This window comes from Enterobacter chengduensis (assembly GCF_001984825.2).
GTDB lineage: Bacteria > Pseudomonadota > Gammaproteobacteria > Enterobacterales > Enterobacteriaceae > Enterobacter > Enterobacter chengduensis.
In genome coordinates this window covers 4,659,075-4,675,044 of record NZ_CP043318.1, presented here as the reverse complement: position 1 = coordinate 4,675,044, position 15,970 = coordinate 4,659,075, and the positions used below count along the sequence as shown (strand labels likewise).

14 protein-coding genes are annotated in these 15,970 nt (G+C 58.4%); 8 read left to right on the top strand and 6 right to left on the bottom strand.

Annotated elements, in window-relative coordinates; translation table 11 throughout:
* Window positions 1-33 precede the first annotated feature (33 nt).
* The 3 genes from rpe to trpS are packed head-to-tail and all read left to right on the top strand — an operon-like array spanning window position 34 to window position 2,462.
* Window positions 34-711 (top strand): ribulose-phosphate 3-epimerase, encoded by a 678-nt coding sequence (gene rpe / locus FY206_RS22720; protein WP_032644564.1) that lies wholly within the window; start codon window positions 34-36, stop codon window positions 709-711.
* Window positions 704-1,465, top strand: coding sequence for a phosphoglycolate phosphatase (gph, locus tag FY206_RS22715; RefSeq protein ID WP_032644563.1), 762 nt, complete (start codon window positions 704-706; stop codon window positions 1,463-1,465). Before rpe ends, gph begins: the two co-directional genes overlap by 8 nt.
* Window positions 1,458-2,462, top strand: coding sequence for a tryptophan--tRNA ligase (gene trpS / locus FY206_RS22710; protein ID WP_032644562.1), 1,005 nt, complete (start codon window positions 1,458-1,460; stop codon window positions 2,460-2,462). The genes gph and trpS overlap by 8 nt, the downstream gene beginning before the upstream one ends.
* Window positions 2,463-2,570: 108 nt before the next feature.
* Here the strand turns inward: trpS and cysG are convergent, their stop codons facing one another.
* The 3 genes from cysG to nirB all read right to left on the bottom strand — a co-directional run bounded on the left by cysG (window position 2,571) and on the right by nirB (window position 6,947).
* On the bottom strand, window positions 2,571-3,944 hold the full coding sequence (gene cysG, locus FY206_RS22705; RefSeq protein ID WP_077064412.1) for a siroheme synthase CysG: 1,374 nt from the start codon (window positions 3,942-3,944) through the stop codon (window positions 2,571-2,573).
* Window positions 3,945-4,080: 136 nt separating this feature from the next.
* Window positions 4,081-4,407 (bottom strand): nitrite reductase small subunit NirD, encoded by a 327-nt coding sequence (gene nirD / locus FY206_RS22700; protein ID WP_032644560.1) that lies wholly within the window; start codon window positions 4,405-4,407, stop codon window positions 4,081-4,083.
* Window positions 4,404-6,947, bottom strand: coding sequence for a nitrite reductase large subunit NirB (gene nirB, locus FY206_RS22695; RefSeq protein WP_032644559.1), 2,544 nt, complete (start codon window positions 6,945-6,947; stop codon window positions 4,404-4,406). The genes nirD and nirB overlap by 4 nt, the downstream gene beginning before the upstream one ends.
* Window positions 6,948-7,183: 236 nt before the next feature.
* Here nirB and FY206_RS22690 point away from each other — a divergent pair, with 236 nt between their 5' ends.
* On the top strand, window positions 7,184-8,500 hold the full coding sequence (locus tag FY206_RS22690) for a cytosine deaminase (protein WP_032644558.1): 1,317 nt from the start codon (window positions 7,184-7,186) through the stop codon (window positions 8,498-8,500).
* 3 nt (window positions 8,501-8,503) lie between these two features.
* Here FY206_RS22690 and tsgA read toward each other — a convergent pair whose 3' ends face one another.
* Window positions 8,504-9,688 (bottom strand): MFS transporter TsgA, encoded by a 1,185-nt coding sequence (tsgA, locus tag FY206_RS22685; RefSeq protein ID WP_032644557.1) that lies wholly within the window; start codon window positions 9,686-9,688, stop codon window positions 8,504-8,506.
* A gap of 278 nt (window positions 9,689-9,966) precedes the next feature.
* Between tsgA and ppiA the strand changes: the two genes are divergently transcribed.
* The 4 genes from ppiA to argD all read left to right on the top strand — a co-directional run bounded on the left by ppiA (window position 9,967) and on the right by argD (window position 13,129).
* Entirely contained in the window at window positions 9,967-10,539 is a 573-nt protein-coding gene (gene ppiA / locus FY206_RS22680; RefSeq protein ID WP_032644556.1) for a peptidylprolyl isomerase A, read from the top strand.
* A 104-nt stretch (window positions 10,540-10,643) separates the two neighbouring features.
* Window positions 10,644-11,228, top strand: a complete 585-nt coding sequence (locus FY206_RS22675) for a putative adenosine monophosphate-protein transferase Fic (RefSeq protein ID WP_032644555.1) — start codon at window positions 10,644-10,646, stop codon at window positions 11,226-11,228.
* Between the two features lie 30 nt (window positions 11,229-11,258).
* Window positions 11,259-11,822, top strand: coding sequence for an aminodeoxychorismate synthase component 2 (gene pabA / locus FY206_RS22670; protein WP_032644554.1), 564 nt, complete (start codon window positions 11,259-11,261; stop codon window positions 11,820-11,822).
* Between the two features lie 86 nt (window positions 11,823-11,908).
* The gene (gene argD, locus FY206_RS22665) at window positions 11,909-13,129 is read left to right on the top strand and encodes a bifunctional acetylornithine/succinyldiaminopimelate transaminase (protein ID WP_171847183.1); all 1,221 of its coding nucleotides are present in this window, start codon (window positions 11,909-11,911) and stop codon (window positions 13,127-13,129) included.
* Here the strand turns inward: argD and FY206_RS22660 are convergent.
* A complete protein-coding gene (locus tag FY206_RS22660) occupies window positions 13,126-15,213 on the bottom strand; it encodes a YccS/YhfK family putative transporter (RefSeq protein ID WP_032644552.1) in 2,088 nt (695 codons plus the stop codon). The genes argD and FY206_RS22660 overlap by 4 nt on opposite strands.
* A 57-nt stretch (window positions 15,214-15,270) precedes the next feature.
* Window positions 15,271-15,903, bottom strand: a complete 633-nt coding sequence (gene crp, locus FY206_RS22655) for a cAMP-activated global transcriptional regulator CRP (protein WP_000242758.1) — start codon at window positions 15,901-15,903, stop codon at window positions 15,271-15,273.
* Window positions 15,904-15,970 lie beyond the last annotated feature (67 nt).

Here is a 15,970-nt window from a genome sequence, read left to right as displayed (position 1 = left end):
GCCCGCCGGTAAACACATTTCAAGGAGAAGCGGATGAAACAGTTTTTGATTGCTCCCTCAATTCTGTCGGCCGATTTTGCCCGCCTGGGTGAAGATACGGCTAACGCACTGGCGGCTGGCGCGGATGTCGTCCATTTCGACGTGATGGATAACCACTACGTTCCTAACCTGACCATCGGTCCGATGGTGCTCAAGGCGCTGCGTAACTACGGCATTACCGCGCCGATCGACGTACATCTGATGGTAAAGCCGGTTGATCGCATCGTGCCTGACTTCGCCGCGGCGGGTGCCAGCATCATCACTTTCCATCCGGAAGCCTCTGAACACGTGGACCGCACGCTGCAGCTGATCAAAGAGAACGGCTGTAAGGCGGGCCTGGTGTTTAACCCGGCCACGCCGCTGAGCTACCTCGACCATGTTATGGACAAGCTGGACGTGATACTGCTGATGTCCGTCAACCCGGGCTTCGGCGGTCAGTCGTTCATTCCTCACACGCTGGACAAGCTGCGCGAAGTGCGCCGTCGTATTGATGAGTCAGGCTACGATATTCGCCTGGAAGTGGACGGCGGTGTGAAAGTGAATAACATTGGTGAAATTGCGGCGGCAGGCGCGGATATGTTCGTTGCCGGTTCAGCCATTTTCGACCAGCCGGATTACAAAAAAGTCATTGATGAAATGCGCCGCGAGCTGGCGAAGGTAAGTCATGGATAAATTGCAGACAATTCGGGGTGTGGCGTTTGACCTCGACGGCACGCTGGTCGACAGCGCGCCGGGCTTAACGAGCGCCGTGGACCAGGCGCTGTATGCCCTTGAGCTTCCCGTTGCGGGTGAAGAGCGCGTGGTAACGTGGATTGGCAACGGCGCCGACGTTCTGATGGAGCGCGCGTTAACGTGGGCGCGTCAGGAGCGCGCGTCGCAGCGCTCTGCCCAGGGTAAACCGAGCGTCGATCACGCCGACATCCCGCAGGATGAGCAGCTGCGTATTCTGCGCAAGCTGTTCGATCGTTTCTACGAAGAGACCGTCGAGGAGGGCAGCTTCCTGTTCCCGGACGTTCAGGAAACGCTGAGCGCGCTGCACGCCAAAGGCATCCCGCTGGGTCTGGTGACCAACAAGCCCACGCCGTTCGTTGCGCCTCTGCTGGAAGCGCTCGATATCGCGAAGTATTTTTCCGTAATCGTGGGCGGCGATGACGTGCAGAACAAAAAGCCGCATCCGGAACCGCTGCTGCTGGTGGCAGGAAAATTATCCTTAACGCCTGCGGAGCTGCTCTTTGTCGGCGATTCCCGCAATGATATTCTGGCTGCCCGCGCGGCCGGGTGTCCTTCCGTGGGGTTAACCTATGGCTACAACTACGGTGAAGCCATCATGCTGAGTGAGCCGGACGTCGTTTTCGACCACTTCAAAGATTTGTTGCCCGCTCTCGGGCTTTCGCACAGTGAACATCAGGAATTGAATCATGACTAAGCCCATCGTTTTTAGTGGCGCGCAGCCTTCAGGTGAATTGACCATTGGTAACTACATGGGTGCGTTACGTCAGTGGGTCAGCATGCAGGATGACTACCATTGCATTTACTGCATCGTCGATCTCCACGCGATAACCGCGCGTCAGGATCCTGAGAAGCTGCGCAAAGCCACCCTCGACACGCTGGCGCTGTATCTGGCCTGCGGCATCGATCCTGAGAAGAGCACCATCTTCGTTCAGTCTCACGTGCCGGAGCACGCACAGCTGGGCTGGGCGCTGAACTGCTACACCTATTTCGGCGAGCTGAGCCGCATGACCCAGTTCAAGGATAAATCCGCGCGCTATTCTGAAAACATCAACGCGGGTCTGTTTGACTATCCGGTGCTGATGGCGGCTGACATTCTGCTGTACCAGACCAACCAGGTTCCTGTCGGTGAAGACCAGAAACAGCATCTGGAGCTGAGCCGCGATATCGCCCAGCGCTTTAACGCGCTTTACGGCGAGGTGTTTAAAGTGCCTGAGCCGTTTATTCCGAAATCGGGCGCACGCGTCATGTCGCTGCTGGAGCCGACCAAGAAGATGTCCAAGTCTGACGATAACCGCAACAACGTTATCGGCCTGCTGGAAGATCCGAAATCGGTGGTGAAAAAGCTCAAGCGCGCGGTCACCGACTCCGACGAGCCGCCGGTGGTGCGCTACGACGTGCAGAATAAAGCGGGCGTTTCCAACCTGCTGGATATCCTCTCCGGCGTGACTGGCCAGAGCATTCCTGAGCTGGAACAGCACTTCGAAGGCAAGATGTACGGCCACCTGAAAGGTGAAGTGGCAGACGCCGTTTCCGGCATGCTGACCGAGCTGCAGGAGCGTTATCACCGCTACCGTAATGACGAAGCTTTCCTGCAGAAGGTGATGAAAGACGGCGCGGAAAAAGCCAGCGCGCGCGCGTCCGAAACCCTGAAAGCGGTATACGAAGCGATTGGGTTTGTCGCGAAACCTTGAGTCTGCTTGCCGGGTGGCGCTAACGCTTACCCGGCCTACGGGATCGTGTAGGTCGGGTAAGGCGAAGCCGCCACCCGACTAAAAGCCGCAATGCCAACGTGCTATACGTTAATGATGAGAGAACCAGTTCAGCTTCTCGCGCAGTTCAACCACGCGGCCTACCACGATCAGCGCCGGGCTTTCAACCTGCTGCGCCAGTTCGCCTAACTGCGTCAGCACGCCATCCACCACGCGCTGCGTTATGGCGGTACCGTTTTCCACCAGCGCGACGGGCATATCCGCCTCCATGCCGTGCTCCAGCAGCTTCGCCTGAATGGTAGCGGCCTGATTCAACCCCATATAGAACACCAGCGTCTGCTTTTCGGCGGCCAGGTTATGCCAGTCCAGCTCGCAGCCGGTTTTTAAGTGGCCCGTCACCAGGCGCACGCTCTGGGCGTAATCCCGGTGGGTCAGCGGAATGCCAGAGTAGGCTGAGCAACCGGACGCCGCCGTAATGCCCGGCACCACGGAGAACGGAATACCTGCGCTGCACAGGGTTTCCAGCTCCTCGCCGCCGCGCCCAAAGATAAACGGGTCGCCACCCTTAAGGCGCACCACGCGCTTGCCTTTCTGCGCCTCGCGAAGCAGGATCTGGTTGATCTCCTCCTGCGGCACGCAGTGGTAGCCCGCGCGTTTGCCCACGAAGACGCGGTCGGCGTCGCGACGCACCAGGTTCATAATGTCGTCAGAGACCAGACGGTCATAAACCACGATATCCGCCTGCTGGATCTGCTGCAGGCCTTTCAGCGTCAGCAGGCCCGCATCGCCCGGGCCCGCGCCAACCAGCACCACTTCACCGCGGTGATCCAGCGGCTCGCTCAGCAGCCGTTCGGTCGTCTCTTCAACGGCTTTGGTGTCCTGGTTCGCCAGCGACTGCGCCAGCCTGTCGTTCACAAAGAATTTTTCCCAGAAGCGGCGGCGCTCGCCCACGGTCGCGAAGGTTTGCTTCACGCGGGCGCGGAGCTGCCCGGCGTAGTGGGCAATCTGACCGAGGTGCTGGGGCAGCATGGCCTCTAGTTTTTCCCGCAGCAGCCGGGCGAGAACCGGCGAGCGTCCGCCGGACGACACCGCAATCATTAGCGGCGAGCGGTCGATAATCGACGGCATAATAAAGCTGGCCTCTTTCGGCGCATCCACCACGTTGCAGAAAATGCGGCGCGCTTCGCAGGCATCGCTGACGCGCTGGTTCACGTCATCATCATCCGTTGCGGCTATAGTCAGCCAGCAGGTATCCAGCAGGGATTCGTCAAACTCTCCCTGAACCAGCGTGAGCATCCCTGCCCGGGCCCAGACCTCAAACTGCGGGGCGAAGGCGAGGGCGTTGACGGTCAGTTGGGCCCCCGCTTCCAGCAGCAGGCGCGCTTTGCGCTCGGCCACATCGCCGCCGCCCACAAGCAGGCAGTCGCGATAGCGTAATTGACAGAAAATCGGCAGGTGGTCCACGAGGTTACCTCACAGCATTCAAGGAGGGGGTAAGAATTGACGTCAGGATAACAGCAGGAATCGTACAGAACATACGGTTTTTCCTGCCGTTACCCATAAGGGGTCATAAGCTTTTCATATTGAAAAGGCGAGGGAATTAGCCCTTCAGCTGCACCTTGCCGTCCTTCACGCGGACGTCGTAGTGCTTGACCGAGCGGCTCTCATCTTCCATGCAATACCCGTCGCTCAAGCGGAAACGCTGCTTTTTCAACGGGCTGGCGACCCACAGTTCACCCTGATGCTCGGCAATCAGGCCGCGGGAGAGCACGCTGGCCTCGAAGAACGGGTCGATATTGCTAATGGCAAAAACCTGGTCATCGTGACGAGGGCGGAAAATCGCGACCTGCTCGTTACCCAGCAGCGCACACACGCCGGTGGCGGGCAGAATGTCGTTAATCTCGCAGATGTTTATCCACTGGCTCATGCGTTTTCCTCCACCAGCGTCACCGGAATACGTTCATACGGCGTCGCCGGACGATGCTGTTCGCGCTCCGGCACAACCTGCACGTTCGGGTCGCGCTGGGTGCTGTTGATAAAGTGTTTGAAGCGCGTCTGCGCCGCCGGGGTGTTGACGGTTTCCGTCCACTCGCAGATCACCGCTTCGCGCAGGCGTGCCATTTCGGCTTCCAGATGCTCGTTCAGGCCCAGCTTGTCGTCGATGATCACCGCTTTCAGGTAGTCGATGCCGCCTTCCAGGTTATCGAGCCAAGAGGCGGTACGGGTCAGCTTATCGGCGGTGCGGATGTAGAACATCATGAAGCGGTCGAGATACTGAATCAGCGTGTCGCGATCGAGATCCGCCGCCAGCAGGTCCGCATGGCGCGGCTTCATCCCGCCGTTACCGCAGACGTACAGGTTCCAGCCTTTCTCGGTGGCAATAATACCCACGTCTTTACCCTGCGCTTCCGCACATTCGCGGGTGCAGCCGGAGACGCCGAACTTCATTTTGTGCGGGGTGCGGATGCCTTTATAGCGGTTTTCCAGCTCCACGCCGAAGCCGACGCTGTCGCCCACGCCGTAGCGGCACCAGGTGCTGCCCACGCAGGTTTTCGCCATACGCAGCGCCTTGGCGTACGCGTGGCCGGTTTCGAAGCCTGCTTCAATCAGCTGGCGCCAGATTTCCGGCAGGTCGTCCTTCTGCGCGCCAAACAGGCCGATGCGCTGGGAACCGGTGATTTTAGTGTACAGGTTGAATTCGCGCGCGATGCGGCCCACGGCCACCAGCCCTTCCGGCGTGATTTCGCCCCCGGCCGAACGAGGAATAACGGAGTAAGTGCCGTCTTTCTGAATGTTCGCGAGGAAGTTGTCGTTGGTGTCCTGCAGCGGCGTGTGCTCGGGTTTGAGCACGTACTCGTTCCAGCAGGAGGCCAGCAGGGAGCCGACGGTCGGTTTACACACTTCACAGCCGTAACCCTGGCCGTGCTTCGCCAGCAGCTCGTCAAAGGACTTGATGCCTTCCACGCGGATCAGGTGGTACAGCTCCTGGCGAGAGTAAGCAAAGTGCTCGCACAGGTTGTTGTTCACTTCGATGCCCTGTTTCGCCAGCTCGGCGTTCAGCACCTGGGTGACCAGCGGAATACAGCCGCCGCAGCCGGTACCGGCTTTGGTTTCCGCCTTCAGCGCCGCAACGGTGTGACACCCTTTGTTGATCGCGGAGATCAGCATGCCTTTGGTCACGTCGAAGCAGGAGCAAATCTGGGCGCTGTCCGGCAGTTTATCCACGCCGATGGACGGCTTGCCGCTGGAGGCGTGCGCCGGGAGGATCAGCGCGTCCGGGTTTTCCGGCAGCTCGATGGCGTTCAGCACCAGCTGGAGCAGGTTGCCGAAGTCGCTGGTATCGCCGACCAGCACCGCGCCGAGCAGGGTTTTATTGTCCTCGCTGACGATGAGGCGTTTGTAGACCTCTTTGCTTTCGTCGAGATAGACGTAGCTGCGAGCGCCAGGCGTGCGGCCGTGCGCATCGCCAATGCCGCCCACGTCCACGCCCAGCAGCTTCAGCTTGGCGCTCATGTCTGCGCCGGTGAAGGCGTTTTCGCTGCCGAGGATATGGTCCACGGCGACCTGCGCCATTTTATAGCCCGGCGCCACCAGGCCGTACACGCGGTTGTTCCAGCTGGCGCATTCGCCGATGGCGTAAATATCCGGGTCGGAGGTCTGGCAGGTGTCGTTAATCATGATCCCGCCGCGCTGCGCCACGGCCAGACCGCACTGGATCGCCAGCTTGTCGCGTGGGCGAATCCCGGTGGAGAAGACGATGAAGTCCACTTCCAGCTCGCTGCCGTCGGCAAAGCGCATGGTTTTGCGCGCCTCGGTGCCTTCCTGGACGATCTCTTTGGTGTTCTTGCTGGTGTGAACCTTCACGCCCATGCTTTCGATTTTACGACGCAGCTGGTCGCCACCCATGTGGTCCAGCTGTTCGGCCATCAGCATCGGGGCAAATTCGATGACGTGGGTTTCAACGCCGAGGTTTTTCAGCGCGCCCGCGGCTTCCAGACCCAGCAGGCCGCCGCCGACCACCGCGCCGCGCTTGCTGCGGCGGGCGCAGGATTCGATGGCGTTGAGATCTTCAATCGTACGGTAAACGAAGCAATCCTGAGTTTCAGAACCTTTAATCGGCGGGATCCAAGGGTACGAGCCCGTCGCCATGATCAGCTTGTCGTAAAAAACCGTACGTCCGGCGCTGGAGTGGATCACTTTTTCCTGACGGTTAATGGTGATGGCGCGTTCGCCCACCAGCACGTTTACGCCGTGCTTCTCGTAGAAACCTTCGCGCACCAGAGAGAGCTCTTCGGCGGTATGATGGGAGAAGTAGGAAGAGAGGTGCACGCGATCGTACGCCTTGCGGGGTTCTTCACAGAACACGGTAATATCGAACTGCTCAGCATCGGCCTTATCGAGGAGATCCTCAATAAAGCGGTGGCCGACCATGCCGTTACCGATGATAGCGAGTCTGACTTTGCTCATTTTTGCCTCGATTTCTTTTCTATTATTGCCTACCTTAACGATTCAGCAGTGGCGCTTATTGATGCAAATCAAATACGTCTTCGCCTACCCCTTAGGGGGTATATGTCTGATTTGTCAGGATTTTTATAAGTAGCGGAAATCGCAGGCTTTTCGTGCTCGCTGAATTTGTGTACAAATCAGGGGCGGTTTTACAAAAATCGAGATGCCGGATTATCGGCGGCGTTTTAGGAGAAGGTATGTCTACATCACCGTTATGGCTTGTGCAGAATGTTCGTTTACCGGGTCGGGAAGGACTGTGGCAACTCGCCATTGAGAACGGGCGATTTGGTGACATCACCCCGATGGACGACACCCGCGCCGAAAGTTATGAAGTATTGAACGCGCGCGGCGGGCTTGCTCTCCCGCCGTTCATCGAGCCGCATATCCATCTTGATACCACCCAGACGGCGGGCGAGCCGAACTGGAATCAGTCCGGCACGCTGTTTGAAGGCATTGAGCGCTGGGCGGAACGCAAGGCGCTGCTCAGTCACGAGGATGTCAAAGCGCGCGCCTGGAAAACGCTGAAGTGGCAAATTGCCAACGGCATCCAGTTTGTTCGCACCCACGTGGATGTCTCCGACCCGACGCTCACTGCCCTGAAGGCGATGCTGGAGGTGAAGCAGGAGGTCGCCCCGTGGGTGACGCTGCAAATCGTCGCGTTCCCGCAGGAGGGGATCCTCTCTTACCCGAACGGCGCGGCGCTGCTGGAAGAGGCAATAAAGCTGGGGGCCGACGTGGTGGGGGCGATCCCGCACTTCGAGTTCACCCGCGAGTATGGCGTGCAGTCGCTGCACATTGCCTTCGAGCTGGCGAAGAAGTATGACCGTCCGCTGGATATCCACTGTGATGAAATCGACGACGAGCAGTCGCGGTTTGTGGAGACGGTCGCCACGCTGGCGTACGAGGCAGGGATCGGCCCGCGCGTGACGGCCAGCCATACCACCGCCATGCACTCCTACAACGGGGCATATACCTCGCGGCTTTTCCGTCTGCTGAAGATGTCGGGGATTAACTTCGTCGCTAACCCGCTGGTCAATATCCACCTCCAGGGACGCTTTGACGATTATCCGAAGCGCCGCGGCATCACGCGAGTGAAAGAGCTGCAGGAAGCGGGCATCAACGTCTGCTTTGGCCACGACGACGTCTTCGACCCGTGGTACCCGCTCGGCACCGGCAATATGCTGCAGGTGCTGCACATGGGGCTACACGTTTGCCAGATGATGGGCTATCCGCAAATCGACAGCGGCCTGAATCTGATAACCCATAACAGCGCCCGAACCTTCGGCCTGAGCGATTACGGTATTGCCACGGGTAATCCGGCAAACCTGATTGTTCTGCCTGCGGAGAGCGGGTTTGAAGCGGTGCGCTGCCAGGTGCCGGTGCGCTGGTCCATCCGTCAGGGGCGGGTGATCGCCACGACGCAGCTGGCGCAGACGTGGATCCAGATGGATATCGGGGGAGAGGAGGTTAGCTTTGCCAGAAACAGCCCCTCTGCCGAGCGCAAAGGGGCGTAGGATTTAGTGAGACGCTGCTGCCGCGTTGTGCTGGCGGTGGCGGGTCACGAAGCCCAGAACGAAGCACATGATGAACACCACGGCATACAGACCGTTAGCGGTGTGCAGCGCCGCCAGCGGGCCGCTGTGGGCCACGATCGGGCCAGTGACCACGAAGGTGAGCATGGTGCCGATGGTGCCGCAGGTCAGCACGAAGTTAACCAGCTTCGGCGAGGCCACTTTGGTCTGCAGGGAGCCCAGCGTGATGATAGAGGTGTAAATCGCGCTGGAGAAGAAGCCCAGGGTCATAATGAACCACGGCATATTGTCCGGGGAACCGTTGATGAACAGATACATCAGCACGGTGGCCAGGCCCGCCAGCACGGTCAGAATGCGCTGCAGATCGAAGAAGCGCAGGATGAAGCTAAACGCCCACATGCCGAACATGTAAGACATCCAGAAATCGCTTACCAGCTTGCCCGCGTCGTTCAGGCTCATGCCCAGGCCTTTGGCGTATTCCGGCACCCAGGAGATAAAGCCCAGCTGGCCCAGGATGTAGCACAGGGCGGCGATGGAGAGGAACAGCACGCCGATGCCCCATTTCTCTTTCGCAACGGGCTCTGCGGTGGTTTGCGCTTTTTTGCCCAGCACCGGGAATTCACAGCCGAAGGTCAGGATAAAGATCGCGACGTAGACCAGACCAATGCAGGCGTAGACCCAGTACCACTCGATGCTGCGCGCCAGCAGAACGGCGGCAACCATCGGGAAAATCATCCCGGCCATGCTGAAGAAGGAGTCGGTAAACAGCAGGCGCGCGCCGCGCTGGCGGCCTTCATACATGTGGGTGATCAGGAACGTACCGATCGACATAGTGATCCCGCTGACCAGGCCGAGCACGAACATCGCGGCGGAGAACAGGGCGATGCTGTGGCTCAGCATCAGGCCCGCCACGGCGGCGACCATCAGCACAAAGCCAAAACGCAGCTGGGTTTTCAGCGGCACGATTTCCATCAGCCAGGCGTTCAGGAAGATAGAGATCAGGATCCCTGCATTGAGGAAGGTGAAGGTGTTACTCATGCTGGATACGGGCAGCTGGAAGTAGTCTGCGATATTCCCCATCACCATCCCGGTGACGATCACCAACGCGCCGGTCAGGGCGTAGGAGAAGAAGCTGATCCATGTGAGCTTGATGCGATTGCTGTTAGTCATGTCTGGCCTGTTCAAAAAAATAAAAGCGCCCGGCGGGCGCTGAGAGCGGGCAGATTTTAGACATTAAAGTGATCTATTCATATCTTTTAAGAGAAATTTGAACTTCATTGCAGGCCTTTATGTGATACGGATCACATAAAAAGGCGCTATAACCAATCGTTTGCGTGGTTACAACTGTTTCAATTTCGTAAAATTAGGTAAAAGGCTGGTCTCCGTTCATACTGCTCTTTAGAATCAAGCCATTCGCTTTTTATACTGCGCTTTGTTAAGGAATTCTCATGCTCAAATCAACGCTGGCGGCTGTCGCAGCTGTGTTTGCTCTTTCTGCCGTTTCCCCTGCTGCGCTGGCAGCCAAAGGGGACCCTCACGTTCTGCTGACTACCTCTGCCGGGAACATTGAGCTGGAACTGAATAGCCAGAAAGCTCCCGTCTCTGTGAAAAACTTCCTCGACTATGTGAACAGTGGTTTCTATAACAACACCACCTTCCACCGCGTGATCCCGGGCTTTATGATTCAGGGCGGCGGCTTCAACGAGCAGATGCAGCAGAAACAGCCGAACCCACCTATTAAAAACGAAGCGGACAACGGCCTGCTGAACAAGCGCGGTACCATCTCCATGGCGCGTACGGCAGACAAAGACAGCGCGACCAGCCAGTTCTTCCTCAACGTCGCGGATAACGCCTTCCTCGACCACGGCCAGCGCGATTTTGGCTATGCCGTCTTCGGTAAAATCGTGAAGGGGATGGACGTGGCGGACAAGATTTCACAGGTACAAACGCACGACGTCGGGCCGTACCAGAATGTGCCGTCAAAACCTGTCGTCATCCTCTCTGCAAAAGTTCTGCCGTAACCTTCTTCGACACGGGCGATGCTCGCCCGTGTTGCGACCCTCCCTGCGAAAGCGCGTTTTGCTGCTTATACTTGTGGCAAACGGACTATTCAGGGAGGCGTTTAGTGAAAAAACTCACCGACAAGCAAAAATCCCGTCTCTGGGAGCAGCAGCGTAGCGTCAACTTTCAGGCCAGTTGTCTCCTTGAAAAAGGTCATGGTCCCTCAGAACCCCATATTGAAACGCTGGCGCTGGGGCCTTCCGCGCCCGGGTTGCCCCATCTGTGCCTTATTCACCGCCATCTCTACCGCAGAGAGATGAAGCAGGCCGGCGAATTCCGTACCGACGATATTTTTAAGGATGACATTCCCTTCTGCCACTTTGAGTACATCGAAAAGATGGGTAACGAGCTGATGGCGGTGCTGGAAAGCGAAAAGTATCTTGCGGGGCTTGAGCGCGCGACGTTTGTTGACAGAGCTAGCCACTACTACTGCGAAATCAATATGCTGCACCCGTTTGTGCGCGGTAACGGCATTGCCCAGCGCGTATTCTTTGAGCAGCTGGCCATCCACGCGGGTTACGCGCTGGACTGGCGCGATATCGATCCCGAGCAGTGGGTGGTGGCTAACCGCAGCGGCGCAACGGGGGATTTAACCGCGCTAAACGCTATCTTTGCCAAAGTAGTGAGCGAAGCGCGGGAATCTGAGTAGAATAGGGCGGCATTTTTTTCGGGAGCCGCCATGATTCTGCTGATTGATAACTACGATTCCTTCACCTGGAACCTTTACCAGTATTTTTGCGAACTGGGTGCAGAGGTGGTTGTTCGTCGCAACGACGAGATTGAGCTCGCCGATATCGAGACGCTGGCGCCGCAGAAAATCGTGATTTCACCCGGCCCCTGCACGCCGTCAGAATCGGGCGTGTCTCTGGAGGTTATCCGCCACTATGCCGGCAAGCTGCCCATTCTGGGCGTCTGCCTGGGCCATCAGGCCATCGCCCAGGCGTTTGGCGCCACCATCGTGCGTGCCGCAAAAGTGATGCACGGAAAAACCTCGCCGGTCACGCATACCGGCACCGGGGTGTTCACGGGGCTCAATAATCCGTTAACCGTGACGCGCTACCACTCCCTGGTCATTGACCCGCCGACGCTGCCCGCCTGCTTTGAGGTGACCGCCTGGAGCGATACCCAGGAGATCATGGGGATTCGCCACCGCGAGTGGGACCTCGAAGGCGTGCAGTTCCACCCGGAAAGCATCCTCAGCGAGCAGGGGCATGACCTGCTGGCTAATTTCCTCCATCGCTGAATATCTGTTGCCTTGCTGTGATTTTTTATTCATATTTTGTGATTATATTTTCACAAGCACTGTGACATAAAATGGATGGGCATGACATGGCAACTGAACAACCAGCAATTACCCGCGCAACATTCGATGAAGTGATCCTGCCGATTTATGCACCGGCTGAGTTTATCCCGGTTAAGGGGAAAGGCAGCCGCGTCTGGGATCAGCAGGGTAAAGAGTATGTGGATTTCGCGGGCGGCATTGCGGTCACGGCGCTGGGTCATTGTCATCCCGCGCTGGTTGAGGCGCTGAAAACCCAGGGCGAAACCCTGTGGCACACCAGCAACGTGTTCACCAACGAGCCGGCGCTGCGTCTGGGCCGCAAGATCATTGATGCGACCTTTGCCGAGCGCGTGCTGTTTATGAACTCCGGCACCGAAGCCAACGAAACCGCCTTTAAGCTGGCGCGCTACTACGCCACAACCCGCCACAGCCCGTACAAAACCAAAATCATCGCCTTCCACAACGCCTTCCACGGACGCTCCTTCTTTACCGTCTCCGTTGGCGGCCAGCCGAAGTATTCCGACGGCTTTGGCCCGAAACCGGCCGACATCGTTCACGTGCCGTTTAACGATCTGCACGCGGTGAAAGCGGTGATGGACGACCACACCTGCGCGGTAGTCGTTGAGCCGATCCAGGGTGAGGGCGGCGTGACGGCGGCCACCCCGGAATTCCTGCAGGGGCTGCGCGCGCTGTGCGATGAGCATCAGGCGCTGCTGGTCTTTGATGAGGTACAGTGTGGAATGGGGCGTACCGGGGAACTGTTTGCCTATATGCACTACGGCGTGACGCCGGATATTCTGACCAGCGCCAAAGCCCTCGGCGGCGGTTTCCCGGTGAGCGCGGTCCTGACGACCCAGGAGATCGCCTCCGCGTTCCACGTTGGCTCCCACGGCTCCACCTACGGCGGTAACCCGCTGGCGAGCGCCGTGGCGGGTGCCGCGTTCGACATTATCAACACCCCAGAGGTGCTGAACGGCGTTAGCGCGAAGCGCGAGCTGTTTGTGAAACACCTGCAGAAGATTGACGAGCAGTACGACGTGTTCAGCGAAATTCGTGGCATGGGTCTGCTGATCGGTGCCCAGCTGAAGCCGCAGTACAAGGGCCGCGCGCGCGACTTCCTGCACGCCGCCGCGCGCGAAGGGGTAATGGTGCTGAATGCGGGGCCGGACGTGATGCGCTTCGCGCCGTCGCTGGTGGTGGAAGATAAGGATATTGAAGACGGGCTCACCCGCTTTGCCGCGGCGGTCGGGAAGATCGTTAAAGGCTAATACTCGGTTCGTTTTAACCGTCGCGTTAACCAAATGCCGTGATGCGGGCGCTGACGCCATGCCACCGACGAAATGGTGTGCATGGTGTTCAGATGCCCCAGCACGCGCTGCAAATGCTGCTCCAGCGTGCTCATCGGCCCGTGGGTCAGCGTCTCAGGCGCTTCCAGAATGTTCGAATCCCCCGACTCACCCGGCGCGTCATACTCCAGACGCTGCTGACACCGCTGCAGGGCAATTTCACACGACTGCAAATAGCGCTGCGCCAGATCCGGCGTCAGCATCGTGTGCTCGCGCGCCAGCGTGGTCATGGCGTTAATGTGCTCGACGATAAACTGGCTGTGCGTGACCCAAAGCTTCATGTCTGCCAGATAGTGCGCGTTAAAGCCCGGCTCCTGCATCGCCTGGTTGAGGGAGTTAAACAGCGCGTTGTGCGCCTGATTAACTTTCATCCGCTGATACGCCAGCGGGGAGGGCTGCGGGTCGTCGCTCAGGATCAGACGAATGGCCTGCTGGTCAGCCTCCAGCGCGTCGTGGGCGTTCTGGCGCAGCAGCCCGCTTTGCCACTGAGGCCAGAGCCAGACCATACCGCCGAAGGCAATCAGACAGCCGATCAGGGTATCAATCAGGCGGGCAACGATAAACTGTTCGCCGTTGAGCGTGAGCAGCTGAAGGGTATACACCGCCGTCACCGTAAAGCCCACCATCGCCCAGCCGTAGTTTTTGCGGATAATCAGGTAGCTTACCAGGGTGACCGCCAGCATCCCCGCCAGGGTATAGCCTTCCGGCACGTGAAAGTGCAGCGTTACGCCCGCAATAATCAGCCCTGCCATGGTGCCGCCAGCCCGGTGCAGAATACGCACCCGCGTGGCGCCGTAGCCGTTCTGGGTGACAAACAGCACGGTCATTAAGATCCAGTAGGGTTTCGGCAGATGCAGCGCCATGCCCATCAGGCTGGCGATGCTCAGCATGACGCTAATCCGTGCGGCGTTACGCAGAGCGGACGACTTAAGGGACAGGTAGCTTTTGAGCGCGGGCAATAGCGGAAGCCGTTTCTGCTTATCCGCCATCAGGTCGCGGGGATACAGCGGGCGCTGGGTGCGCAGCACGCGGGCGATGCGGCTGAAGTGCCAGGCGGCAAACTGGCCGACCGGGTTATCCGGATGCTGACGGGCAATTTTCTCCAGCGCGCCGAGCTGTTTTTCCATGTTAAAGCGCGTGGGGTAGCGGTGATAGAGAATATCGTCCGCCAGCACCCGCAGGCGCGCGGAAACGGTCTGCGCGTTCCAGCGGATGACCGCTTCGGCGTGGCTGCGCTCGACCAGCTTTTGCACCTCCTGCGGATGGTGCAGGCTTACCGAGATATGCTCCTGCAGATCCAGCCCCACCTGGAAGGTGCGCAGCAGCCGTTTATATTCGTGGTTCTTGTTGGCGGCGAGCATATGCAGCTGCTGATAGCACTGGCTTATCAGATCCACCACCTTCTGCTGGCGCGCCAGCAGCGGCGGTAAGGATTTGTCCGGATCGGTATGCTGGGTCAGCAGGGTGTATTTGGCTTCGCAGTACTCCGCCAGTTGCACGTAGAGCAGGCTCAGCGATTCGCGCAGCGGCTGTTCCCGCCACAGCCAGAACCAGAACCAGTTAAATACCCCGTACCACAGCGTGCCGAGCGCGTAGATCAGCAGCGGCTCCCACACCGGCATATTCCCGGCGAGGCTCAGGGTGAAGATGGCCGCAATCAGCGACGCGGGAAGCAGGCGCGCGTGCAGCGAACTGATTTCTGCCGTGACGCCCAGCGTCATCGCCAGCACGGTCAGGATCAGCGGCAGCGGGATATCCCGGGCTAGCAGGAGCTGCACCGCAAGGCTACAGCCCGCAAACAGGCCGCCACCGATAATCAGGCGTTTGAAAAAGCGCTTATGCGGCGTGTCCAGACCGGCGATGTTGCAGCAGGCGGGCACGAGGGAAAACAGCAGGCCCTGCTGAAGATGTCCAAGGATCAGGCCTATGGCCACAGGAAGACACAACACCAGCGTTTGCCGCAGTGCGTAGTTAACTTCCGGGTGATAGATCAGCCTGCGCCACATGGGGAGTAGAGACAAAAACGGCGTGACACCTTGCGATGGCACGCCGCTTAAGCGGAATTAACGCGTTCCGTAGACCACGATGGTTTTACCGTGGGCGGAGATCAGGTTCTGATCTTCGAGCATTTTCAGAATACGACCCACTGTTTCACGGGAGCAACCGACGATCTGACCAATTTCCTGACGGGTAATTTTAATTTGCATGCCGTCCGGGTGGGTCATGGCGTCTGGCTGTTTCGCCAGGTTCAACAGGGTTTGTGCGATACGACCCGTCACGTCCAGGAAGGCGAGGTTACCCACTTTCTCTGAGGTGACCTGCAGACGGCGCGCCATCTGGGAAGAAAGACGCATCAGGATGTCCGGGTTGACCTGGATCAGCTGACGGAACTTCTTGTAAGAAATTTCAGCCACTTCACATGCTGTCTTTGCACGAACCCAGGCGCTACGTTCCTGGCCCTCTTCAAACAGGCCCAGTTCACCGATGAAATCGCCCTGGTTCAGATAAGAAAGGATCATCTCTTTCCCTTCTTCATCTTTGATCAGCACTGCCACCGAGCCTTTAACGATGTAATACAACGTTTCCGCTTTTTCACCCTGGTGAATCAGCGTGCTCTTTGATGGGTACTTATGAATGTGGCAATGAGACAAGAACCATTCGAGAGTCGGGTCTGTTTGCGGTTTGCCAAGCACCATGCGCTGTTATCCTCTGTTATAAGCTGTCACCAGAGTCATCAGATGCATCCGGACTCTGGGGTTGCAA

Excerpts from the sequence above, each read along its gene's own strand:
- rpe (WP_032644564.1), top strand. The coding sequence starts at position 34 with ATGAAACAGTTTTTGATTGCTCCCTCAATTCTGTCGGCCGATTTTGCC.
- gph (WP_032644563.1), top strand. The coding sequence starts at position 704 with ATGGATAAATTGCAGACAATTCGGGGTGTGGCGTTTGACCTCGACGGC.
- trpS (WP_032644562.1), top strand. The coding sequence starts at position 1,458 with ATGACTAAGCCCATCGTTTTTAGTGGCGCGCAGCCTTCAGGTGAATTG.
- nirD (WP_032644560.1), bottom strand. The coding sequence starts at position 4,407 with ATGAGCCAGTGGATAAACATCTGCGAGATTAACGACATTCTGCCCGCC.
- nirB (WP_032644559.1), bottom strand. The coding sequence starts at position 6,947 with ATGAGCAAAGTCAGACTCGCTATCATCGGTAACGGCATGGTCGGCCAC.
- FY206_RS22690 (WP_032644558.1), top strand. The coding sequence starts at position 7,184 with ATGTCTACATCACCGTTATGGCTTGTGCAGAATGTTCGTTTACCGGGT.
- tsgA (WP_032644557.1), bottom strand. The coding sequence starts at position 9,688 with ATGACTAACAGCAATCGCATCAAGCTCACATGGATCAGCTTCTTCTCC.
- ppiA (WP_032644556.1), top strand. The coding sequence starts at position 9,967 with ATGCTCAAATCAACGCTGGCGGCTGTCGCAGCTGTGTTTGCTCTTTCT.
- pabA (WP_032644554.1), top strand. The coding sequence starts at position 11,259 with ATGATTCTGCTGATTGATAACTACGATTCCTTCACCTGGAACCTTTAC.
- argD (WP_171847183.1), top strand. The coding sequence starts at position 11,909 with ATGGCAACTGAACAACCAGCAATTACCCGCGCAACATTCGATGAAGTG.
- FY206_RS22660 (WP_032644552.1), bottom strand. The coding sequence starts at position 15,213 with ATGTGGCGCAGGCTGATCTATCACCCGGAAGTTAACTACGCACTGCGG.
- crp (WP_000242758.1), bottom strand. The coding sequence starts at position 15,903 with ATGGTGCTTGGCAAACCGCAAACAGACCCGACTCTCGAATGGTTCTTG.